Raw genomic sequence first — 23,414 nt, forward strand, 5'->3', positions numbered from 1 at the left:
TCGCTCCGGAATCGTGCCTGGCCAGGCAGCGACGATCCGTCTGGAAGCCGACATAGGCCATGCGCCTCGGATCGAACGGCATCTCCGGCGGAGCCTTCTACATCCTCAGGGCCGAGAAATCCGGATGAAGAAGGCCGGCGCGGAAAGCGCCCGGCCACGGGAACAAGCAGGCCGATTCCTTCTGAACCTGGAAGCCCTCTCCAATCACGTCGTCGCGAATCAGCATCGAAAGTGATCGCGAACTGCAATTATCCCCAGCACAGTGACTGTACTCTCGACTCTCCATGCCTGCCGCTAGTGCCCGTGAACATTGCAAAAATTCAATCCATCGGATCGTCTCTGGCGGATTGCCAATTGTTGATCTCTCACTGAAATTTGCTATCGTAGGTTTTGGGAAGAGGTGGCCTTGGGAAGGGTCGCCACCGTGGGCGTCGGATTGGGCTCCGATGCACCAAGCCACGGTCTTGTTGTTGTGGGTAGGGTGTAAATTTCATGGCTGGGGTACAACCTGGCGTCGCAGCGTCGGCCACATGCGCCGGCGCCGTCGATGCGTTCGATTTCGAGAATGTGGGTGGAACGATCACCGGGCGGTTTGCCGCGAGCGCGGCCGCCGCCGCGGCTTCGGTCGCTATCGTCCAGCGCGACCAGACGACGACCTATGCCGAGCTCGATCGCCGGTCCAACAAGCTCGCGCGCTACCTTGTCCGCCAAGGAGTCGGCGCCGGAGATGTGATCGCGTTGCATGCCGGCCGCTCCGTCGGCTCGATCGTGGCGATTCTCGCGATCCTCAAGGCAGGCGCTGCCTACGCGCCGCTCGACCCCGCCGCCCCTCCCGACTGCCTCGCCTGGCTCGTCCATGATTGCGGCGCCCGCCTCACGCTGGCGGGCCGGTCCGATGCAGCGGAGCGGACAGGACAGGTGCTCGACCTCGACGCGGCGCTGGCGGCGTGCGAACACGAGGACGGATCGGCGATCGAGGATCGCTGCCGCCCCGACGACATTGCCTACGTGATGTACACGTCGGGCTCGACCGGCCGCCCGAAGGGAGCCGCCGTGCCCCATCGCGCCGTGGTCCGCCTCGTGACCGACCAGACCTACGCGCGCTTCGCCGCCGACGAGGTGTTCCTGCACGCAGCCCCGCTGGCCTTCGACGCCAGCACGCTCGAGATCTGGGGCACGTTGCTGCACGGTGCGCGAGGCGTCGTCGTCGAGGAGGATCGAGCCTCCCTGCAGCAGATCGCCGGCACGATACAGCGCCACGGCGTCACCACGGCCTGGTTCACCGCCGGACTATTCCATCTGCTGGTCGATCACCAGCTCCTGGCGTTGCGGGACATGCGCCAGATCCTGGCCGGCGGCGACGTGCTGTCGCCCACTCATGTGCGGCGCGCCTACGCCTCGCTACCGAACTGCCAGCTCATTAACGGTTACGGCCCGACCGAGAACACAACCTTCACCTGCTGCTACCGGATCCCGAAGGCCGGCTGGGGCGCCGGCCCGGTGCCCATCGGCACGCCGATCCGCGGCACCTACGTGCGCCTGCTCGACGACGACATGAAGCCGGTGGCGGATGGCGAGATCGGCATGCTCTATGCCGGTGGCCTCGGCCTCGCCTCGGGCTATCTCGGGGACGCCGGCCGGTCGGCAGCCATGTTCGTGCCCGATCCCTTTCACCCCGGAGCGACGCTCTACCGGACCGGCGACCTCGCACGACGACGTCCGGACGGCGCGCTCGACTTCATGGGTCGGCGCGATCGTCAGGTGAAGATCGACGGCAAGCGGGTCGAGCTCGGCGAGATCGAGGACACCTTGCGACGCAGCGTCAGTATCGCCGACGCCATCGTCACCGCGAGCAAGGTCGAGGACAGCCACATCCTCACCGCCTACATCAAGGGCGCCGCCGCCAACAGCGACCCCTCGATGCTGGCGTCGGAGGCGCGTAACGACCTGCTTCGCACCCTACCCCCGCACATGCGGCCGGCGCGCATCGTCGTGCTCGACGAGTTCCCGCTCAAGACCTGCGGCAAGGTCGACCACGACCGCCTGCCCAAGCCGTATCCGCTGCCTGCCGAAGCCGGGCAGCCCGCCGAGGACGACACCGAGCGCACGCTGCGCGAGATCTTCGGGCGCAAGCTGGGCGTGCGCAGCGTCGGCGCCGACACCAACTTCTTCGATCTCGGCGCCACCTCGCTGAAGCTGGTCGAGGCCCATGCCGCGATCGAGCGCATCTGGCCCGGCGTCAACGTCGTGGCTCTGTTCCGCCATCCCAACATCCGCGACCTGGCACGCGCCATCGGAGGGCGCGATACTTCGCTCCACGCCGCCGCGCGCCGCCGCGCGCAGCAGCAGTCGGATGCGCTGAAGAGGATGCAGCGCGCCCGGCTGGCGCGATGAGCGAAGAGCTGCCCGAAAACGCCATCGCCATCGTCGGGCTGGCCGGACGCTTCCCCGGCGCCGACGACGTCGCCGAGTTCTGGGCGAACGTGCGCAGCGGGAAGATCTCGATCGCGCGCTTCACCGAAGCCGAGCTCGAGGATTCCTTCGGCCCCGACGTGCGCCACGACCCCAACTTCGTGCGGGCCCGGCCGATCCTGAAGAACGTCGACAAGTTCGACGCCGAGTTCTTCGCCATGCTGCCGCGCGACGCTGCCCTCACCGACCCGCAGCACCGGCTGATGCTGGAATGCGCGTGGGCCGCACTGGAAGACGCGGGCTACGATCCCGCGAAGTATCCCGGCTCGATCGGCGTGTTCGCCGGCTCGAGCATGAACACCTACCTGCTGACCAACGTGCTGGCCGAGCGGCAGAGCGCCGACGGCTTCGCCAGCGACTACCAGGTCGGCTCCTACGACACGCTGCTGGGCGCGCTGTCCGACACGCTGGCCACCCGCGTCGCGTACAAGCTCAACCTGCGCGGCCCGGCGATGACGGTGCAGAGCGCCTGCTCGACCTCGCTGCTGGCCGTGGCCCAGGCCTGCCAGAGCCTGCTGATGTACCAATCGGACATGGCGCTGGCAGGCGGCGTCTCGATCACCTTCCCACAGAAGCGCGGCTACCTGCACCAGGAAGGCGGCATTGTCTCGCCCGACGGCGTCTGCCGGCCGTTCGACGACGGCGCCGGCGGCACCGTGTTCGGCGACGGCGCGGCCGTCGTGCTGCTGAAGCGGCTCAGCGACGCGATCGAGGATGGCGACCACATCCACGCGGTGATCCGCGGCAGCGCGGTCAACAACGACGGCGCCGACAAGGTAGGCTTCACGGCACCCAGCGTGCGCGGCCAGTCGGAGGTCATCGCTTCGGCGATCGCCGCCGCCGGCATCGACGCCCGCACCATCGGTTATGTCGAGTGCCACGGCACGGCGACGCCACTCGGCGATCCCATCGAGTTCGACGGGCTGCTGCGCGGCTTCGGCACGCAGGAGGTCGAGCAGCCTTACTGTGCGCTGGGCTCGGTGAAGGCCAATGTCGGCCATCTCGACGCCGCCGCCGGCGCGACCGGCCTGATCAAGGCGGTGATGGCGCTGCAGCATCGCGAGATCCCGCCGCTGACCAACTTCACCCGCCCCAACCGGCACCTCGATCTCGTCGGCAGCCCTTTCTACTTCCCCGCGATGCCGCTGCCCTGGGCGCAAGGCACCGCGCCTCGCCGAGCCGGCGTGAGCGCGTTCGGCGTCGGCGGCACCAATGTCCACGTGGTCCTGGAAGAAGCGCCGCAGCCCGCGCGGCGGCAGGCTCCGGCCGCGCAAATCGAGGACGTCGCCCATACCCTGCAGACCGGCCGACGAGCCTTCGACCGCCGCGTCGCGGTCACCGCCCACTCGCGCGAGGACGCGATCAAGGCATTGCGCACGCTGCCGCCCGCCAGCACGGCCCAGGGACGGCCGCCGCTCGTGTTCATGTTCCCCGGCCAGGGCGCGCAGCATGCCGGTATGGCGCGCGATCTCCATCGCGACCACGCGCTGTTCCGCCGGCTGGTCGACGAGGGCATCGCCATCGCGGGGCCGATCGTCGGCGACGGGCTGAAGGCCCTGCTCCTCGACCCGGAGGCGACGGCTGGCGACGCGACACTCCATGCGCAGCCCGGCCTCTTCATCTTCGAGTACGCGCTGGCGCGGCTCTATATGTCCTGGGGCCTCGAGCCCGATACCATGGTGGGCCACAGTGTCGGCGAGTTCGTCGCGGCGTGCCTCAGTGGCGTCTTCACCTTCGAGGAAGGCTGCCGTTTGGTATCCGAGCGGGCGCGGGCGATGCAGGCCATGCCGCCGGGCGCGATGCTGGCGGTCCGCCTGCCCGAAGCCGAGCTGCGCGCCGAACTGGGCGACGCGCTCGACCTTGCCGCCATCAACGCGCCGCAGCTCGTGGTCGCCGCAGGGCCCAAGGCCGACATCGATGCCCTGAATGCCCGCCTCACCGCGCGCGGCGTGATGTGCCGGCCGCTCGCCGTCAGCCACGCCTTCCATTCGCGCGCACTCGACCCGGCACTGCCGGCCATCGAACGCGCCGCGGCTGCGGTCGCGCTGCAGGCGCCACAGCGTGCCTTCGCCTCCAGCGTCACGGGCGGCTGGGCGAGTGCGGCACAGGCGACCGATCCGGGATACTGGGCACGCCACGGCCGCGAGCCGGTGCGCTTCGCCGACGCGCTGGCCACGGTTGCGCACGACCAGCCGTTCCTGCTGGAGGTCGGTCCGGGCCGCAACCTCGCGGGCCTGGCGGCACAGATCGTCGCCCGCCGGTCCTTGCGCGGCGTGGCAGCGAGCCTGCCCGACGCCGAGACCGAGGATCTGCGTGAGGCGCTGGGGGCGCTCTGGAGCGCGGGCATCGAGATCGACTGGAACCAGGTCGGCGCGCCCGAGGGGCGGCGGATCCCGCTGCCGACCTACCGTTTCCAGCGCACGCGGCACTGGATCGAACGCACGCCGCGCCGCGCCGCCGCCCCCATGCCGGCGATCGGGGCGGAGCCGGTCGCGGCAGCAGCACCCGTCGCCGCCGCGTCGGCGTCGCGTCTGGAGACCCTGCAGGCCGAGATCGTCGGCATTCTCGAGCACCTGTCGGGCGCGGCGGACATCGATCCGCGCGAGACCTTCGTGGACCTGGGCTTCGACTCACTGCTGCTGGGCCAGGTCGCGCGCGCCGTCGAGCGCAAGTTCAGGATGCGGATCACCTTCCGCCAGCTCCTGAGGGACATGCCGTCGGCGGCGGCCCTCGCCCGCCATCTCGACGCGACCCTGCCGGCCGATGCGGTGCAGCCAAAGCCCGAGGCCGCAACGCCCGTCGCTGCCGCTCCTCCGCCGGCCGACGAGGGCGAGGCGCGGGTGCGGCTCTACCGGCCGTCCTCGGCCAAGGTGCCGAGCACGCTCAACAACACCCAGCGCGACTACGTCGAGACGCTGGTGCGCCAGATCAACGAGCGCACGCCGCTCTCCAAGGCCAGGACGCAGCGCGACCGCGCGGCGCTGGCCGATCCGCGCACCGCCGCGGGCTTCCGCCAGGAGTGGAAGGAGCTCGTCTATCCGGTGATCGCGGCCAGCGCCAAGGGCTCGAGGATCCGCGACATCGACGGCAACGACTATGTGGACCTGGTGAACGGCTACGGCCAGACCATGTTCGGCCACTCGCCCGACTTCGTGACCGAGGCGATCGAGGCCCAGCTCAGGGACGGCTTCCCGATCGGCCCGCAGAGCCCGCTGGCCGGCGAGGTCGCGACGCTGGTTTCCGAGATGACCGGCGACGAGCGCGTCACCTTCTGCAACACCGGCTCCGAGGCGGTGATGGCCGCGATGCGCGTGGCGCGCGCCGTCACGGGACGCGAGCGCGTCGTGGTGTTCGCGCACGACTATCATGGCCAGTTCGACGAGGTGCTGGTGAAGGCGGGCGGTGGTGCGGCACGCGCCGCCGTGCCGGTGGCGCCGGGCATCCCGCCCGAGTCCGTGGCCAACATGACGGTGCTGCCGTACGGCGACCCGCGCAGCCTCAACTGGATCGAGGCCAACGGTGAGGAGATCGCCGCCGTCATGGTCGAGCCGGTGCAGAGCCGCCATCCCGACCTCCGGCCCAAGGGATTCCTGCAGAAGCTGCGGGCGCTCACCGAGGCCAGCGGCTCGGCGCTGGTGTTCGACGAGATCGTCACCGGCTTCCGCGTCCATCCGGGCGGCATGCAGGCGGTATTCGGCATCCGAGCCGACATGGCGACCTACGGCAAGGTGGTGGGCGGCGGTATGCCCATCGGCATCCTGGCCGGCAAGGCGCGCTTCCTGGATGCGCTCGACGGCGGCATGTGGCGCTACGGCGACGACTCGATCCCCGAGACGGCGCCGACCTTCTTCGCCGGCACCTTCGTGCGCCATCCGCTGGCGCTCACGGCCTGCAAGGCGGTGCTGCTGCATCTCAAGGCCGAAGGGCCGGCGCTGCAGGAGACTCTCGCCGCGCGCATGGGCGGGCTGGTGGAACGGCTGAACGGCGAGCTGCGGCGGCGCGGGCTCGCGACGCGCCTCGAAGCCTATTCGAGCTGGTTCCACATGAACTTCGCGGCCGAAGGGCCGCTCGCCGCCCTGATCTGGCCGCAGATGCGCCAGCTCGGCGTCCATGTGCAGGACGGCTATCCCTGCTTCCTGACGACGGCCCATTCCGATGCCGACATCGCCGCCATCGAGAGTGCCTTCACGGCGACGCTCGACGCGCTGGAGCGCGGCGGCATCCTCGATGCGGCGCGCCCTGCAGCGGCCGACTCAGCGCCGCTCACCGAGCCGCAGCTCGAGATCCTGGCGGCCGCCCAGCTCGGTGACGATGCTTCCTGTGCCTTCAACGAGGGTGTGAGTGTCGAACTCGTGGGCGAGATCGACCCGGCGGCCCTCGCGGCGGCGCTGAACGCGGTCGTGGCGCGCCACCAGGCGCTGCGCGGGCACGTCGACCGCTCGGGCGAGCGCATGCACTTCGCGCGCAACCTCACGCTCGACCTTCCCGTGCGCGACCTCTCGCGCGAGGCCGATCCGGCAGCCGCGCTGGCCGGGCTGGTCGACGCCGATGCACGCACTGCCTTCGACCTGTGGAACGGCCCGCTCGTCCGTGCCGCGCTCGTGCGGCTGGCAGCGGACCGCCATGTGCTGGTCTTCACCGCGCACCACATCGTCTGCGACGGTTGGTCGGTGAACATCGTGCTGAACGATCTCGCCGCGCTCTATGGCGCGGCGCGCGCCGGCGCGACCGCCGACCTCGCACCGGCGCCGCGCTTCGCCGACTACGCGTCGGCGCAGACGGAAACCCGGGACGCGCGCGCCCAGGACCTTGCCTGGTGGACCAGCCAGTTCGCCGACCTGCCGCCGCTGCCCGACCTGCCGGTAGACCGGCCGCGGCCGCCGCTCCGCTCCTTCGCCGGCGCCACCTACACGACGCGGTTCGATGGCGGCCTCCACGCCGCGCTCCGCAAGACCGGCGCGGCGAGCGGCACGACGCTCTTCTCCGTCCTGTTCGCCGCGCTGCAGGCCGTGCTCGGCCGCCTCGCCAACGCCTCCGACGTGGTGATGGGCGTGCCGGTCGCCGGCCAGTCGGTCGACGACCAGCCCGACCTCGTCGGCCATTGCGTGCAGATGCTGCCCTTCCGTGCGGCCGTGGACTGGCAGGCGCCGTTCGATCGCCACGTCGAGGCAGTGGCGCAGCGCCTGCTCGACGGCTTCGACCATGCGCGCTGCACCTACGGCACGCTGGTACGCGCGCTGCCGATACAGCGGGTCGCCAATCGACTGCCGCTCACCGAGATCCAGTTCAACCTGGAGAAGGTCGCCGACGCGCTCGGCTTCGGTGGCCCCAGGGTCTCGGTCACGCCCAACGGCAAGGCCGCGGTCAATTTCGACCTGTTCGTGAACATCGTCGAATCTGCTTCCGGCCTCCGGATCGATTGCGACTACAACAGCGACCTCTACGACGAGGAGACGGTCGCACGGTGGATGGCGCATTACCGGCGCCTGCTCGAGGGTCTCGTCGCGGCGCCGGCCACGACCATGGCCGCGCTGCCGCTGCTCACACCCGAGCAGGAGCGCTTCGTCCTCGACGAGGTCAACGACAGCGCGGCGGTCTATCCGAGCGAAAGCTGCCTGCACGAGCTGTTCGCCGCGCAGGTGGCGAAGACACCCGACGCCGTCGCCGTCGTCGACCGTAGGGGCTCGCTGACCTACGCCGAGCTCGACCGGCACTCGACGCGGCTCGCACACGAGATGCTGGGCGTCAGCGAGAAGCGCCACGGCCGGATCGCCATCGCGGTCGACCGCTCGCGCCTGCTGCCGGTCGCGCTGCTCGCCGCCCTGAAGTCGGGCCACGCCTACGTGCCGCTCGACGCAAGCCAGCCGATCGAGCGGCTGAAGCAGATCGCGCTCGCCGCCCAGATCGACGGCCTTGTCTGCCAGGATGACCGACTCGCAGGGATTGCGCCTTATGCCTTCGCGCTGCGCGCCGACCGGCTCCCCCTCGACGAGGTGCTGCAGCGCCGTCCCCTGCCCAAGGTGACGGTTGACGCGACGGCCTACGTTCTCTTCACGTCGGGCTCGACCGGTGCGCCCAAGGGCGTCGAGGTCGGTCATCGCTCGCTCACCAACCTGATCACCGACGTGGTCCGCCGGCTCGAACTCACGGCGAGCGACGTCACGATCGGCTCCAGCGCCATCACTTTCGACGTGGCCGCCACCGAGCTCTTTGCGCCGCTGGTGAGCGGCGGCCGTCTCGTGCTGAGCGAGGCGGACGAGGTCAGGACCGGCGTCGAGCTGATCCACCTCGCCGGGGAATCGGCCGCCACGCTGATGCAGGCGACGCCGACCCTGTGGCGCATGCTGCTCGACGCGGGCTTCGCCTCGTGGCCCGGCCTGCGCATGATCACTGTCGGCGAGGCGATCTCGCGCGCCACCGTCGACCGGTTGATCGAGGGCGGCGGGCGGCTGTGGAACCTCTACGGCCCGACCGAGACCACGATCTACTCCTCGGGCCGCGAGATGCTGCCGGGCGAGACCGGGGTCACGATCGGCCGGCCGCTTGCCAACCAGCGCCTCTACGTGCTCGACGACCGCGACCAGCCGGCGCCGCCGGGCACGGTCGGCAACCTGTTCATCGGCGGTGACGGCCTCGCCAAGGGATACTTCGACCGCAGCGACCTCACCGAGGCCGCCTTCCGCGCCCTCGCGCTGGCCGGCCGCGCGCCGCAGCGTCTCTACCGCACCGGCGACCTCGCCCGCCTGCTGCCGTCGGGCGAGTTCGAGTTGCACGGGCGCATCGACCATCAGGTGAAGCTGCGCGGCTTCCGGATCGAGCTCGAGGAGATCGAGGCAGTGCTGCGCCAGGCGTCAGGCGTGCGCGACGCCGCCGTGGTTCTGCGCACCGACATCGGCCCCGATCCGCTGCTGGTCGGCTACGTGGCAGGCGATGCGCGCGCGACCAAGCTCTCGGCCTTCCTGGCCGACCGGCTGCCGGCCTACATGGTGCCGTCGCGCTGGATGACGCTCGATGCGCTGCCGCTCACGCCCAATGGCAAGACCGACCGCAACGCCTTGCCCTTGCCCGCACCGGCCGCCGCGGCGCCGGTCAGCAGCCTGCCGCGCACGCCGCTCGAAGGCCGCATCGCCGCGGTGTGGGCGGCCGTCATCGGCCTGCCCGCGGTCGGCGTGCATGACCCGCTGTTCGCCCTGGGCGCGGATTCACTCCAGGTGTTCCGCATCGCCGCCCAGCTCGACCAGGAGGGGATCGCGGTCAGCGCACGCGAGCTGATGAAGAACCCCACGGTGGCCGCTCTTGCGGAAGTGATCGATGGCACGCCGGAGGCGTCGCGAGAGGCCAACGTCCGTCGCGGCCCCTCTCTTGCCGACTTCCGGCACGGCGCTCGGCGGCGTACCCTCAACTCGTGAGCATGGGGGAATACGACGACAGGCTTCCGGCGGCGGACGCGCAGGCGTTCGCCTGCACGATGCTGCAGGAACGCCTCTTCGCCCAGCAGCACAGCCGCGGACCGCAGGGACTGAACATCGCCATGCGCTGGCTGGTGACCGGCGCGCTGTCGCATGCCGCGGCGGAGGGCGCGCTGCAGGCGCTGGTGCGCCGGCACGAGATCCTGCGCACCTCGTTCCGCGAGATCGACGGCCGACTGGCGCAGGAGGTGCATCCGTCCTGCCCGGTGAAGCTGAACGCCATCGACCTGACGGCGCTGCCGGCCGAGGAGCGCGAGTCGCGCGCCGAGGAGATCGCCCGCGCCGAGGCCGTGGCGCCGATCGATCCCGCGGTGGCGCCGCTCCTGCGCGCCAGCCTGCTGCAGCTGGCGCCCGACCACGGCGTCCTGCTGCTCACCCTGCATTCGCTGATCTGCGACGGGTGGTCGACCGGCTTGATCGTCCGCGAGCTGCGTGCGGCCGCCCAGGCGATCGACGACGGGCGCACGCCCGACGCCACACCGCCCGACCTGCAGTTCGCCGACTACGCGGCCTGGCAGAACGAGCTGCTCGCGAGTGGCGAGCTCGACGAGGCGCGCGCCTACTGGATGCGGCAGCTCCGCGGCGCTTCGGCCACCCCCGTGCCGGCCGACTACGCCCTGCCCGCTGGCCCGCGGCCCGGTGAGCGCAGCAACATCACCTCGCTGCTGCTGCCGGGTGAACTCAGCGCGGCGTTCGAGAGCTTCGCGCGGAAGCACGACGCCACGCTGTTCGGCCTGGCCGTGGCGGCGCTGGGGCTGATGCTGCATCGCGTGACGGGGAGCGCCGAAATCGTGTTCGGCTCCCAGGTCGCCAACCGCGAGCAGCCCGAGGCCGCGGAGCTGGTCGGGCCGACGGTGAACTCGATCACCCTCCGCCTGCCGGTCGACGACGCCACGACCCTGCACGGCTTCGTCGGCGTCGCCAACGAGCGCGTGCAGGAAGCGCTGCGCCACCAGCGCCTGCCGTTCGAGATCGCCGAGAGCTTCGCCGCGCGCCGCGACGGGCGACCGCTGCACGCCGTCAACCTCGTGCTGCACCGCTCCTATTCCGGCACCACCGAGACCGAGCGCGACGGCGCGGGCCGCTTCGGCCTGGTCTCGCTGCCCTCCTTCTCGTCGGGCACGCAGTGGCCACTCAACTTTTACATGATCAGCCGCGACGAAGGCTGGCGCCTGTCCTGCGAGGCCGATGCCGGCCTCTACGAGCCGGCCACCGTCAAGGCGCTGCTGGACGCGTGGCGCCTCTGCCTCGAGACGCTCGCGACCGCGGCCGACGGGCCGCTGGTGGCGAACGCGGCTCTGGCCGGCATCGCGGCCCGCAGCGGGCCGTTGCCGTCGGGGCGCCCGGCCGTGGCGCGCGGCGAGCCCATCCCGGTGCACGAGCCGGAACGGCAGGTCGTGCGCTTCCACGAGGGCGGTCCGCGCACGCCGATGATCGTGCTCAACAACCGCTCGGTCTATTTTCAGCTCGCGCGCCAGCTCGGCGAGCAGCGGCCCTTCACCGACATCCTGATGTACCACCAGGACGGACCGGTCGATCTCGACGCCTACACGTTCGAGGATTTCGGCGCCTATGCGGCGCGGCTGATCCGCTGGGCGCAGCCGCGCGGGCCCTACATCCTGGGCGGCCACTGCGTCTATGGCGTGCTGGCCTTCGAGGCGGCGCGTCAGCTCACGGCGATGGGCGAGAAGGTGCCGCTGGTCGCGCTGTTCGACAGCTGGGGGCCCGGCTATCGCGAGACCATGTCGCGCTGGGACCGCGTGCTGCGCCGCCAGCAACTCCGCCTCGACCGCTACAAGAATCGCGTCAGGCAGTTCCGCAAGGGCGAGGTCGGCCTCGACGAGCTGGTCCGCAAGCCGGTGCTCTACCATCTCGGCCTGCTGCCCCAGGAAGCGGGACCGACGCGGCAGGCGCTGGCCGGCGAGTGGTTCGACGACTATCTCTACGGCAAGGTCGCGCAGTACCGGCCGACGCCCTATGCCGGCGATGTCGTGCTGTTCCGCAGCAAGGAGCCGCTGCGCGGCCGGCTGTTCGACGAGCACATGGGCTGGAAGCCCCTGGTCGCCGGCAAGTTCGCCAAGGTCGAGGTGAACAGCGGCCATTTCGACATGTTCCGCGAGCGGCCAGCGGCCGAGATCGCAACCGTCTTGCGTCCGCTGTGACCCTCCTCCGCCTATTCCTCCTCGCCGTACTGGTCGTGGCCGTTGTCATCGCGGCCGGTTGGTACGTCCTCGTGCCGCGCTGGCCGACGCCCGGCGGTCCCGACGCGGTCGCCGAGAGCAACGCCACGCTGAAGGACGCCAACGGGCAGCCGCTCGTCGTGACGATCTGGCAGCCGCGCGAGCTCAAGGGGCCGGCGCCGCTGGTCCTCTATTCGCCGGGCTGGGGCGGAACGCGCACACAGAGCCGCGCGCAGGTCGAGAATCTCGCGAGCAACGGCTTTGTCGTCGTGGGCGTCGATGACTATGCAAGCGACCGCGCCGCCGACCCGGACAAGGGCGCCTCGTTCGAGCTGCTCACCGAGGCACAGACGGAGGAGTCGATGCGGCGCGCGGCGCGCCATGTCACCACCCAGGGCAACCGCATTGTCGAGGTACTGGCGGCACTGCGCGACGGCCAGCTTCCCGACCTCGCCAACCGGATCGCCCTCGACCGCGTCGGCGTGCTCGGCATGTCGATCGGCGGCCCCTCTGGCCTGGCGGCCGCGTCCAAGGACCCGCACATCGTCGCGGTCTACAATCTCGATGGCGGCCTGTTTGGCGCCGCCGCCCGTCGCATCGGCGTGCCGAACTATCTCCTGATGTCGAGCCGCGAGGCCTTTCCCTCGGATGCCGAGCTCGCCTCACCCGATGCGTTCACGCGCAACTACGCCCAGGTGAGCGCCCTCGACATCCCGCACAACAGTCTTCGCATGGAGCGACCGCACGGTTACTGGGCGCAGATTCCGGCTGCCGGGCACAACGACCTCGCTGATGGGTTGTTCCAGATGCCCCGCCGTCCGCCGATCCGCACGAACTTCGAACGTACGGACATCAACGAGGCGATCGCCCGGACCCAGGTCGCCTTTTTCCGAAGCGCCCTGCTGCGCGACGACGCGGCGCTCCGCGCGTTGCTCGGCCGCAGCGATCAGACTTTGCGCTGGATCAGTCCGAGTTCGCCGCCGCCGGGCACCGCAACGGCGCGGCAGTAGTCGCCCGGCTCGAGGTGCAGCCACCAGGCGCCCGGCGACTCGGACGGCGCGACGGCCATGACGGGGCGTGGCCCGTCGATCGAGACCGCGAAGCCGTCGAGCGGCAGCGAGAGGCCGAGGCCGATCGCCTTCACCACCGCCTCCTTGAGCGTCCAGATTTGGAAGAAGGCCCGCCGCGGGTCTCGATGCCGCTCGATGGCGCGGACCTCGTCGGGATGGAAGTTGCGTCGCGCGAGGTCGAGATGGTCGACGGCGCGCATCATCTCGAGGTCGGCACCGATCTCCGGGCCGTCGCTCACCGCCAGCAGCGCGCGATCCTGCGAATGGCTGAGGCTGAAATGCACGCCGGGATGGTCGGCGAGCCGCGGTTTGCCGAACTCGTTCAGCAGGAAGACGAGGCTGCGGGGTTCGCGGCCGAGATGGTGGCCGAGCAGGGCGCGGAGCCGGGCGCGCGCCGCCACGAAGCGACGCTGCAGCAACGGACCGACGAAGCGTTGTGCGCGGTCGCGCTCCTCATCGGTAAGCAGGCTCTCGCCGCCCGGCGGCTCGTCGTCGAGAGACCAGGACCAGAGTTGGATGTCGTGTCGGCTCATGCTACGGCCGCGATCTTGGACACCCCGGCGGCGGTTGGCTAGGTTCGCGGCGGTGCTAGGTCCTTTGAAAAACCTCGGCTTCATGGCCTATGGCCGGTTCCGTGCCCTGCGCGGCGAGCCGGTGCGCTTCCGCGGCGCCTTCGCCTCCTACGACGAGGCACTGGCGAACGTCCGGGCCGGCCGGCTGGCAGGCTACGACCACGACAGCGTCGCACCGGTCTCGCAGGCGTTCATGCAGGAGCGCGCGCCGTGGGACTACCCGGTTCTCTACTGGCTGCAGCGCCTGGCGCCAGACATCCGATGCCTGGTCGACGCCGGCGGCCATATCGGCGTGAAGTACCGCGCTTTCGCGCCCTATCTCGACCTCGACCGGCTGCAATGGGTGGTCTACGACCTGCCCGCGCTGGTGCGGGCCGGCCGCGCGCAGCAGCGACCGCAAGACCACACGCTCTCCTTCGTCGAGCGCCTCGAGGAGGCGCCGTCCGCGGACGTGCTGCTGGCCTCGGGCCTGCTGCCCTATCTGCGCGAGCCGTTCGAGGAGCTGGTCGGCCGCCTCAGCCGTCGGCCGCGCCACATCCTCCTGAACAAGGTCGTGACGCGCGATGGCCCGACCGTCGTCACGCTCGAAAACTTCGGCCTGGCCGAAGTGCCCTACCAGATCCGCAATGTGTACGAAGTGCCGGCAGCGCTGCAGGCGCTGGGCTACGAGATCCTCGACGAGTGGACGATCGACCAGCTCGCCCACCGCATCCAGACGCATCCCGAGCTCGGCCGCTGCGCCTATCGCGGGTACGTCGCGCGGCTCAAAGGCTAGGCCGCGTTCGTCGTCTCGAACGGCATCTCCTTCGGACTGCTCCGAGCCGGTCAATCGGGGTGCAGTACAGGCAGGGCCGACAGTTTCCTCGCCGCGAATTCCACGAAGGTGTCGATCTTGGGAGCCCGATGTAACCGGCTCTTTGTGACCAGCTGCACCGGCAGCGGCGGCGGCTCGAAGCGGTGCAACAGACGCACGAGACGTCCGGCGGCGAGATCCTCGGCGACCTGATAGGAGAGGAACTGTGCGATGCCGCGACCCTCGCGCGCCAGGCGCAGGCGGGTCTCGATATCGTCGACGCGAAGCCGGCCCGCGAGATGGGTGGGCGCGCCGCGACGCCGGCTGCCGAAGGTCCATTCAATCGCCCCACGGGAGGTGCCCAGCAGCGCCTCGTGCCGTGCGAGATCCGCCGGCTCCTTCGGCGCACCATGCCCGGCGAGATAGGCGGGACTGGCCACCCACTGCCGCCGCACGCGCCCGACCGGCCGGGCGACGAGCCCCGAATCGGCGAGGGCGCCGATGCGGACCGCCACGTCGATCCCTTCCTCGATGAGGTCGACGTTGCGATCGTTCAACATGAGTTCGATCTCGACGCCGTCGTGACTGTCGAGAAAGCGCGTCGCGAGCGGCGCGACATGGCGCCGGCCGAACTGCACCGGCGCGGCGATGCGCAGCAGTCCGCGCACCGGCGCCTCGCGAGCGCCCGCTGCGGCGGCCTCATAGTCGGCGACGACCGCACGCGCCCGCTCATAGAGAGCGCGCCCGGCCTCCGTCGGCGCGAGCCGCCGCGTCGTGCGGTCGATCAGGCGCACGCCGATGCGATCCTCGAGCGCCGCCAGGGCCCGCGTCACCGCCGGCGCCGACCGGCGCAGACGCTGTGCCGCCCGCACCAGGCTCCCCTCCTCCACGATGCGCACGAAGATCGCGAACTCGTCCAGCCGATCCATACATTCTTCCACCTTTTGAAATTATGACTTTATCATTCATCCCGTTATCGTCGCAATCGACCGACCTTACCTTGGCATCGCCGACAATCGTTCGTGTTGAAGGAAGGGTGAGGTATGCAATGACCCCCAGTGAGATCGACTTCCTGCCGTTCCATGCCGACGAGCAGGCGGCGCAGGCGCTGGCCGGATACCGCCTGGGACGGGCGCCAGTCCGGCCCCTCCTGCCGGAGCAGCATCGCGAGTTCTTCGGCCTGCTGCCCTACCTCTTCACCGCAACGCCGGACGCGCAGGGCTGGCCGATGGCCTCGATGCTGACAGGCTCGCCCGGGTTCATCGCGTCGCCCGACCCGATAACACTGCGCATCGACACCCTGCCGCGCGAGGGCGATCCCGCGGCGCCGGGCTTTGGGGCCGGCGCCGACATCGGCCTGCTGGGGATCGACCTCTCGACGCGGCGGCGCAACCGCGCCAACGGCCGTATCGTGACACGCGACATGGGGCTCACGGTCCAAATCGCCCAGAGCTTCGGCAACTGCCCGCAATACATCCAGACGCGCAAGGTGGTCGGACGCGACAGGAAGGCCGGCCCGGTCGAGACGTTGGCCGGGTTGGACGAAGCGGCGCGCGATCTGATCGAATCAGCCGACACGTTCTTCGTTGCCAGCCGGGGCCGGGCAGAGCTGGGGGCCGAGGGCGGGTTCGACATGTCCCATCGCGGCGGCCGGCCGGGTTTCGTCGGCGTGCACGGAGACACGCTCGTCATTCCCGACTTCCGCGGCAATCGCTTCTTCAACACGCTGGGCAACCTGCTGGGTGACCCACGGGCTGGCCTGCTCTTCGTGAATTTCGGCACCGGGGACGTGCTGCAGCTCCAGGGCACGGTGGCCATCGACTGGCATCCCGGAGAAATCGGGCCGGAAGGGACCGAGCGCCTGTGGCGCATCCGGGTCGCGCGGGCGTGGCGCACCCGTTCGGCTTTCCCCTACCTCACGATTTTCGGGGATTACGCACCGACGACGCTGCTGACGGGCATCTGGTAGCCATATCCGTCGTCAGGCCGAGATCGGACGCACCCGCGCCACCATGGCCTCGAGCGCCAGAAGATAGGAATCGACGCCGAAGCCCGCGATCATCCCGACCGCCGCCTCGGCGGTGATGGAGCCGAAACCGCGCTTCTCGATGTTGGTCATGTGGATTTCGATCGCCGGCATCGAGATCGACCGGAGGCAATCACGCAGCGCGTGGCCGGCGTGGAGAAAGCCCGCGGGGTTGAACAGCAGCCCGTCGAACTTGGCACGGTCGGCCTTGTAGATCGCCGACACCGCCTCGCCTTCGGTGTTCGTGTAGAAGATCTCGATCTCCACGCCGAGATCCCTGGCCCGGCGCCGGATCGCGGCATCGAGCTCCTTGGCCGTGGTCGTGCCATAGAGTTCCGGCTGGCGGCGGCCCAGATACTCCATGTTCGCACCCTGAATCAGCAGAAGCTTCATCAGATGATGCTAGGCCAAAATCGTCCGCAAGCGAACCATAACCGTTCCGCCCATCAACGCGGCAAAGTAGAAGATCCCATCAAGCTTTCGTCAATGGAGCGGGCGCACTGGCGACCTTCGCGGATCGCCCAAACGACCAGCGACTGGCCGCGACGCATGTCGCCGGCAGCAAACAGCCTCGGCACCGAGGTCTGGTAGTCCTTCACGTTGGCTGAGACGTTGCCGCGCGGATCGAGCGCCACGCCCGCCTGCTCGACCAGGCCGGGCCGGCGTGGTCCGACGAATCCCATGGCCAGCAGCACCAGGTCGGCCCTGAGCTCGAAGGTGCTGCCCGCGACCTCCTGCATGGCCATGCGACCGTCGGCGCCCTTCACCCATTCGACGCGCACGCACTCCAGCGCCTCGATCTTGCCGTTGCTGCCCACCGCACGCTTGGTCAGAACGGCGAAATCGCGGGCCGCGCCCTCCTCGTGGCTCGACGAAGTGCGCAGCTTGAGCGGCCAGTCCGGCCAGGTCAGCGCCTTGTTCTCGCGCACCGGTGGCTGCGGCATCACCTCGAGCTGCGTCACCGAGGCGGCGCCATGGCGGTTCGAGGTGCCGACGCAATCAGAGCCGGTGTCGCCGCCGCCGATCACGATGACGTGCTTGCCCTTGGCGGTGAGCGTGCCGCGCGGCGCGGCCCGCGCCTCGTCGTCGCCGGCGTTGCGCTTGTTCTGTTGCGTCAGGAAATCCATCGCGAAATGGATGCCGTTCAGCTCGCGCCCCGGGACCTCGAGATCGCGCGGCAGCTCGGCGCCACCGGTGAGGGCAACCGCGTCATAGCCTTCGAGCAACGACTTGATCGACAGGGTCGCCCCGACCTCGACGCCGGTCCGGAACTCGACGCCCTCGGCCTCCATCTGCCGCATGCGCCGGTCGATATGGTGCTTCTCCATCTTGAAGTCGGGAATGCCGTAGCGCAGCAGGCCGCCGACCCGGTCGGCCTTCTCGAACAGGGTCACCGAATGGCCGGCGCGCGCGAGCTGCTGGGCGCAGGAGAGACCCGCCGGGCCCGAGCCCACGACGGCGACGCGCTTGCCGGTCTTCTGGACGGGCACGAGCGGCTGGATCCAGCCCTCCTGCCAGCCGCGGTCGACGATCGCGCATTCGATCGACTTGATGGTCACCGGGTTGTCGTCGATGTTCAGCGTGCACGAGGCCTCGCAGGGCGCGGGGCAGATACGGCCGGTGAACTCCGGGAAATTATTGGTCGAGTGCAGGACCTCGAGCGCATCCTTCCAGCGGTCGCGGCGCACCAGCTCGTTGAACTGCGGGATGATGTTATTGACCGGGCATCCGTTGTGACAATACGGGATGCCGCAGTCCATGCAGCGCGCGCCCTGCCGCGAGACCTCGGCCGGCGGCATCGGCAGGACGAACTCGCTGTAGTTCTTCAGGCGCTGCTCGACCGGTTCGTAGGACCGGTCCTTGCGCTCGATCTCGAGGAAGCCCGTGGCTAGGCCCATCGTCCAAATTCCTTCAGCTCACTTAATTCTTCCTCCTCTCCCCCGCTAGGGGGAGAGGAACATGATTCATTCAGCCGCGACGGCCTTCGCCGACGCCCGCTCGCGCGCCCGAAGGAGCGCCTGCTTGTAGTCGCGCGGCATCACCTTCACGAAGCTCTGCAGCGCATTGTCCCAATCCTCCAGGAGCGCCCGTGCCTGCGCGCTGCCGGTATGGAGATGATGGCGCTCGACCAGGATGCGCAGCCGTTCGGCGTCGAAGCGCAGCACGTCGCCCATCCCGTTGTCCTCGACATCGGTCGCGCGCTGGCGCGGCCGACCGGTCTCGTCGCCGTCGATCGAAGCAGGACCGACCTTCTCCAGATCGACCATCGACGGGTTGCACAGCTCCGTGAAGCGGGCCCTCGGATCGTAGACGTAGGCGACGCCACCGGACATGCCGGCCGCGAAGTTGCGCCCGGTATCCCCCAGCACGACCACCACGCCGCCCGTCATGTACTCGCAGCCATGGTCGCCCGTGCCCTCGACGACGCAGACGGCGCCGGAGTTGCGGACGGCAAAGCGTTCGCCCGCCACGCCCTCGAAGTAGGCCTCGCCGCCGATGGCGCCGTAGAGCACGGTGTTGCCGACGATGATGTTCTTCAGCGGATCGCGCGCGCAGTCCTTCGGCTGGCGCACGACGACCCGGCCGCCCGACAGGCCCTTGCCGACATAGTCGTTGCCGTCGCCCGACAGTTCGAGCGACACGCCGCGCGCCAGGAAGGCGCCGAAGCTCTGGCCGGCGGTTCCGGTCAGGCGCACGGAGATCGTGTCCTCCGGCAGTCCGGCATGGCCGTAACGCCGCGCCACCTCGCCCGACAGCATGGCGCCGACGGTGCGGTTCACGTTGGTGACCGGCAGCTCGATCTGCACCGGCTCGCCCGTCTCGAGCGCCGGCTGCGCCGCCTCGATGAGCTTGTGGTCCAGTGCCTTGTCGAGACCGTGATCCTGGCGCTCGACGTTCCAGATCGCCACGCCTTCGCGCGCCGGCATCTGGTGAAGGAGCTTCGAAAGATCGACGCCGCCTGCCTTCCAGTGGTCGATGGCGTGGCGCATGTCGAGCCGGTCGACCCGGCCGATCATCTCGTTCAGCGTGCGGAAGCCCAGCCGCGCCATGATCTCGCGCAGTTCCTCGGCGACGAAGAAGAAGTAGTTGATCACGTGCTCGGGCTGGCCGGTGAAGCGCTTGCGCAGCACCGGATCCTGCGTCGCCACACCCACCGGGCAGGTGTTGAGGTGACACTTGCGCATCATGATGCAGCCCGCCGCGATCAGCGGCGCGGTGGCGAAGCCGAACTCGTCGGCGCCCAGCAGCGCGCCGATGGCGACGTCGCGGCCGGTGCGCAGGCCGCCGTCGACCTGCACGGCGATGCGGCCGCGCAGCCCGTTCAACACCAGCGTCTGCTGCGTCTCGGCGAGGCCGATCTCCCACGGCGAACCGGCATGGGTGAGCGAGGTGAGCGGCGAGGCGCCGGTGCCGCCCTCGTAGCCCGAGATCGTCACATGGTCGGCGCGGGCCTTGCTGACGCCGGCGGCGACCGTGCCGACACCGACCTCGGAGACGAGCTTCACGGAGACTCGCGCCGCCGTGTTCACGTTCTTCAGATCGTGGATGAGCTGCGCCAGGTCCTCGATCGAATAGATGTCGTGATGCGGCGGCGGGGAGATCAGGCCGACGCCGGCCGTCGAGCGGCGCACGCGGGCGATGTTCTCGTCGACCTTGTGGCCGGGCAGCTGGCCGCCCTCGCCGGGCTTGGCGCCCTGCGCCATCTTGATCTGGATGTCGTCGGCATTGACCAGGTATTCGGCCGTGACGCCGAAGCGGCCCGACGCGACCTGCTTGATGGCCGATCGCATCGAATCGCCGTTGGCCAGCGGCTTGAAGCGATCCGCCTCCTCGCCGCCCTCGCCGGTGTTCGACTTGCCGCCGATGCGGTTCATGGCGATGGCGAGCGTCGTGTGCGCCTCGCGGCTGATCGACCCGAAGCTCATGGCGCCGGTGGCGAAGCGCCTGACGATGGAAGTGGCAGGCTCGACCTCCTCGACCGGAATGGGCTGCTCCGCCCACTTGAGCTGCATCAGGCCACGAATGGTGAGCAGCCGTTCGCTCTGCTCGTTGATCGAGGTCGCGAAGGCCTTGTAGTCGTCCGACGAGTTGCCGCGCACGGCGTGCTGCAGGCGCGACACGCTCTCGGGCGTCCAGGCATGCTCCTCGCCGCGCAGGCGGAAGGCATAGTCGCCGCCGACGTCGAGCATGGTGCGGTAGACCGGATTGTCGCCGTAGGCGTTGCGGTGACGGCGCACCGTCTCCTCGGCGATCTCCTGCCAGCCCGCGCCCTCGATCGTGGTGGCGGTGCCGGTGAAGTACTTCTCGACGAAGCCGGAGTGCAGGCCGACCGCGTCGAAGATCTGCGCGCCGCAATAGGACTGATAGGTCGAGATGCCCATCTTGGACATCACCTTGAGCAGCCCCTTGCCTATCGCCTTGATGAAGTTCTTCTGAACCTCGTAGGGCTTGAGCGGCAGGCCGTTCTGGACGCGCAGTGTCTCCAGCGTCTCGAAGGCGAGATAGGGGTTCACCGCCTCGGCGCCGTAGCCCGCCAGGCAGCAGAAGTGATGGACCTCGCGCGCCTCGCCGGTCTCGACCACGAGACCCGTCTGGGTCCGCAGGCCGCGGCGGATCAGGCTGTGATGAACGGCGGCCGTCGCCAGCAGCGCCGGGATCGGCACGCGCTCGGCCGACACCGCGCGATCCGACAGGATCAGGATGTTGCGATCGGCCAGAACGTGGTCGGTGGCCTCGGCGCAGACGCGGTCCAGCGCCTCCTCGAGCCCGGCCGCGCCTTCCGAGGCGAGCCAGGTCGTGTCGATGGTGGCGGTGCGGAACGAACCGTCGAGCAGGTCCTCGATCGATCGGATCTTCTCCAGTTCGGCATTGGTCAGCACCGGCTGGGACACTTCGAGGCGCTTGTGCATGCCGGCGTGGCGGCCGAGCAGGTTGGGGCGCGGGCCGATCATCGAGACCAGCGACATCACCAGTTCCTCACGGATCGGATCGATCGGCGGATTGGTGACCTGCGCGAAGTTCTGCTTGAAGTAGTTGTAGAGCAGCTTCGGCTTCTTCGAGAGCACGGCGATGGGCGTGTCGGTGCCCATGGAGCCGATCGGGTCGTCGGCCACGCTGGCCATCGGCTCAAGGAAGAACTGGATGTCCTCCTGCGTGTAGCCGAAGGCCTGCTGGCGATCGAGCAGGGTCGAGGGATCGTTCGACGCCACCGGCGAGGGCGCGTCGGGAATCTCCGACAGCTCTTCCAGCTTGTGCTGCGTCTCCTTCAACCACTCCTCGTAGGGCTCGGCCTCGGCCAGGGTGCGCTTCAGTTCCTCGTCCTCGACGATGCGGCCCTCTTCGAGGTCGATCAGCAGCATCTTGCCGGGCTGCAGGCGCCACTTGCGCACGATCTTCTCGTCGGGGATCGGCAGGACGCCGGATTCCGACGACATCACCACGAGATCGTCCTCGGTGATCAGGAAGCGCGCCGGCCGCAGCCCGTTGCGGTCGAGCGTGGCGCCGATCTGGCGGCCGTCGGTGAAGGCGATCGACGCCGGGCCGTCCCACGGCTCCATCAGCGCCGCGTGATACTCGTAGAAGGCCTTGCGGCTGGAATCCATCAGCGGATTGCCGGCCCAGGCCTCCGGAATCAGCATCATCATGGCGTGGCTCAGCGAATAGCCGCCGGCGACCAGCAGTTCGAGCGCATTGTCGAGGCAGGCCGTGTCCGACTGGCCGTGCGGGATGATCGGCCACATCTTGTCGAGGTCGGCGCCGATCAGGTCGGATTCCATCGTGCGCCGGCGGGCATACATCCAGTTGACGTTGCCGCGGACCGTATTGATCTCGCCGTTATGGGCGATGAACCGGTACGGATGGGCCAGCTTCCAGGACGGGAACGTGTTCGTCGAGAATCTCTGGTGAACGAGGCAAAGCGCTGATTCACATAGAGGATTCCTCAAATCCTCATAAAAACTCTCAACCTGGTGCGCGAGCAGCAGACCCTTGTAGACCACGGTGCGCGACGAGAAGGACGGCATGTAGAGTTGCGACAGGCCGGGCAGCTTGTGCTTCTTCTCCAGATCGGCCAGCGGGTTCTGGGTCTGCTTGCGGATTGCCAGCACCTTGCGCTCGAAGGCGTCCTGGTCGGCGACTTTCGTGCCCCGGCCAACGATCGCCATGCGGATGACCGGCATAGATTCGATGACCGCCTTGCCGAGACCCGTGAGGTCGGTCGGCACGTCACGCCACCCAACCAGCTTCTGCTTTTCTACTTTAATGAAATGCTCGAACCGCTTGATTGCAAACGCTCTTGCCTTCTCATCCGGCGGCAGGAAGCACATCGCTACGGCGTAGTGGCCGGGCTCCGGCAGGTCGACGCCTTCCTTGCGCGCCCAGTCGCGCAGCAGCGCGTCCGGAATCTGGATCATCGCGCCCGCGCCATCGCCCATCAGCGGATCGGCGCCAACGGCGCCGCGATGGTCGAGATTGACCAGGATCTGAAGACCCTGGCGCACGATGGCGTGCGTTTTCCGGCCCTTGATGTCGGCCACGAAGCCGACGCCGCAGGAATCGTGTTCGTTGCGTGGGTCGTACAGTCCCTGCTTCTCAGGCAATGCCATGATTCTACCCTGCTGGCGCGCTAGCTGGCCCAGCATCCCCCCCGGATGCGTTCGCTTATCGCGGCATTATTAGCCCGGCCGGCCCTGCAAACGAAAGCCCTCGTTGCATCGCGAGAGCCGACCTGAGAAAGCGACGCTATCGGCTTGAATTCGATTGAGTTTGGCGGCAGCACTCCGCGGTGCATTGAAGAGGCCGCGCCCATGGCCTAATTTGCCCGCCGGAGAGG

Annotated in this window: 11 protein-coding genes; 6 read left to right on the forward strand and 5 right to left on the reverse strand. The window is 69.1% G+C overall.

Translation table 11 applies throughout. The annotated features are described in order from the left end of the window. Positions 1-492 precede the first annotated feature (492 nt). Genes Q7V45_RS01650 through Q7V45_RS01665 form a run of 4 tightly spaced genes read left to right on the forward strand, consistent with a single transcriptional unit; the run spans position 493 to position 13,131 of the window. Positions 493-2,394, forward strand: a complete 1,902-nt coding sequence (locus Q7V45_RS01650) for a non-ribosomal peptide synthetase (protein ID WP_304845883.1) — start codon at positions 493-495, stop codon at positions 2,392-2,394. Further along, entirely contained in the window at positions 2,391-9,881 is a 7,491-nt protein-coding gene (locus Q7V45_RS01655; protein ID WP_304845886.1) for a non-ribosomal peptide synthetase/type I polyketide synthase, read from the forward strand. The genes Q7V45_RS01650 and Q7V45_RS01655 overlap by 4 nt, the downstream gene beginning before the upstream one ends. A 2-nt stretch (positions 9,882-9,883) precedes the next feature. Continuing rightward, on the forward strand, positions 9,884-12,103 hold the full coding sequence (locus Q7V45_RS01660; protein WP_304846119.1) for a condensation domain-containing protein: 2,220 nt from the start codon (positions 9,884-9,886) through the stop codon (positions 12,101-12,103). Further along, positions 12,100-13,131, forward strand: a complete 1,032-nt coding sequence (locus tag Q7V45_RS01665) for a dienelactone hydrolase family protein (protein WP_304845890.1) — start codon at positions 12,100-12,102, stop codon at positions 13,129-13,131. Before Q7V45_RS01660 ends, Q7V45_RS01665 begins: the two co-directional genes overlap by 4 nt. Here Q7V45_RS01665 and Q7V45_RS01670 read toward each other — a convergent pair. Further along, on the reverse strand, positions 13,068-13,724 hold the full coding sequence (locus tag Q7V45_RS01670; RefSeq protein WP_304845893.1) for a 4'-phosphopantetheinyl transferase superfamily protein: 657 nt from the start codon (positions 13,722-13,724) through the stop codon (positions 13,068-13,070). The two genes, Q7V45_RS01665 and Q7V45_RS01670, sit on opposite strands and share 64 nt — an antisense overlap. A 64-nt stretch (positions 13,725-13,788) precedes the next feature. Between Q7V45_RS01670 and Q7V45_RS01675 the strand changes: the two genes are divergently transcribed. Next, positions 13,789-14,538: a methyltransferase, TIGR04325 family gene (locus tag Q7V45_RS01675; protein ID WP_304845896.1), complete on the forward strand. Its 750-nt coding sequence runs from the start codon at positions 13,789-13,791 to the stop codon at positions 14,536-14,538. 50 nt (positions 14,539-14,588) lie between these two features. On the opposite strand, the gene Q7V45_RS01680 is transcribed toward Q7V45_RS01675, so the two are convergent. Next, positions 14,589-15,485 (reverse strand): LysR family transcriptional regulator, encoded by an 897-nt coding sequence (locus Q7V45_RS01680; RefSeq protein WP_304845900.1) that lies wholly within the window; start codon positions 15,483-15,485, stop codon positions 14,589-14,591. A 119-nt stretch (positions 15,486-15,604) separates the two neighbouring features. Here Q7V45_RS01680 and Q7V45_RS01685 point away from each other — a divergent pair, with 119 nt between their 5' ends. Next, positions 15,605-16,525 carry a pyridoxamine 5'-phosphate oxidase family protein gene (locus tag Q7V45_RS01685; RefSeq protein ID WP_304845903.1) on the forward strand — a complete coding sequence of 307 codons (921 nt, stop codon included), beginning with the start codon at positions 15,605-15,607 and terminating at the stop codon, positions 16,523-16,525. 12 nt (positions 16,526-16,537) lie between these two features. Here Q7V45_RS01685 and Q7V45_RS01690 read toward each other — a convergent pair whose 3' ends face one another. The 3 genes from Q7V45_RS01690 to gltB all read right to left on the reverse strand — a co-directional run bounded on the left by Q7V45_RS01690 (position 16,538) and on the right by gltB (position 23,187). Next, positions 16,538-16,975: a type II 3-dehydroquinate dehydratase gene (locus Q7V45_RS01690; RefSeq protein WP_304845906.1), complete on the reverse strand. Its 438-nt coding sequence runs from the start codon at positions 16,973-16,975 to the stop codon at positions 16,538-16,540. A gap of 53 nt (positions 16,976-17,028) precedes the next feature. Continuing rightward, positions 17,029-18,480, reverse strand: coding sequence for a glutamate synthase subunit beta (locus Q7V45_RS01695; protein ID WP_304845909.1), 1,452 nt, complete (start codon positions 18,478-18,480; stop codon positions 17,029-17,031). A gap of 66 nt (positions 18,481-18,546) precedes the next feature. Continuing rightward, positions 18,547-23,187: a glutamate synthase large subunit gene (gltB, locus tag Q7V45_RS01700; RefSeq protein ID WP_304845912.1), complete on the reverse strand. Its 4,641-nt coding sequence runs from the start codon at positions 23,185-23,187 to the stop codon at positions 18,547-18,549. Between the last annotated feature and the right edge of the window lie 227 nt (positions 23,188-23,414).

Source organism: Reyranella sp. (assembly GCF_030651995.1).
Classification (GTDB): Bacteria; Pseudomonadota; Alphaproteobacteria; order Reyranellales; family Reyranellaceae; genus Reyranella.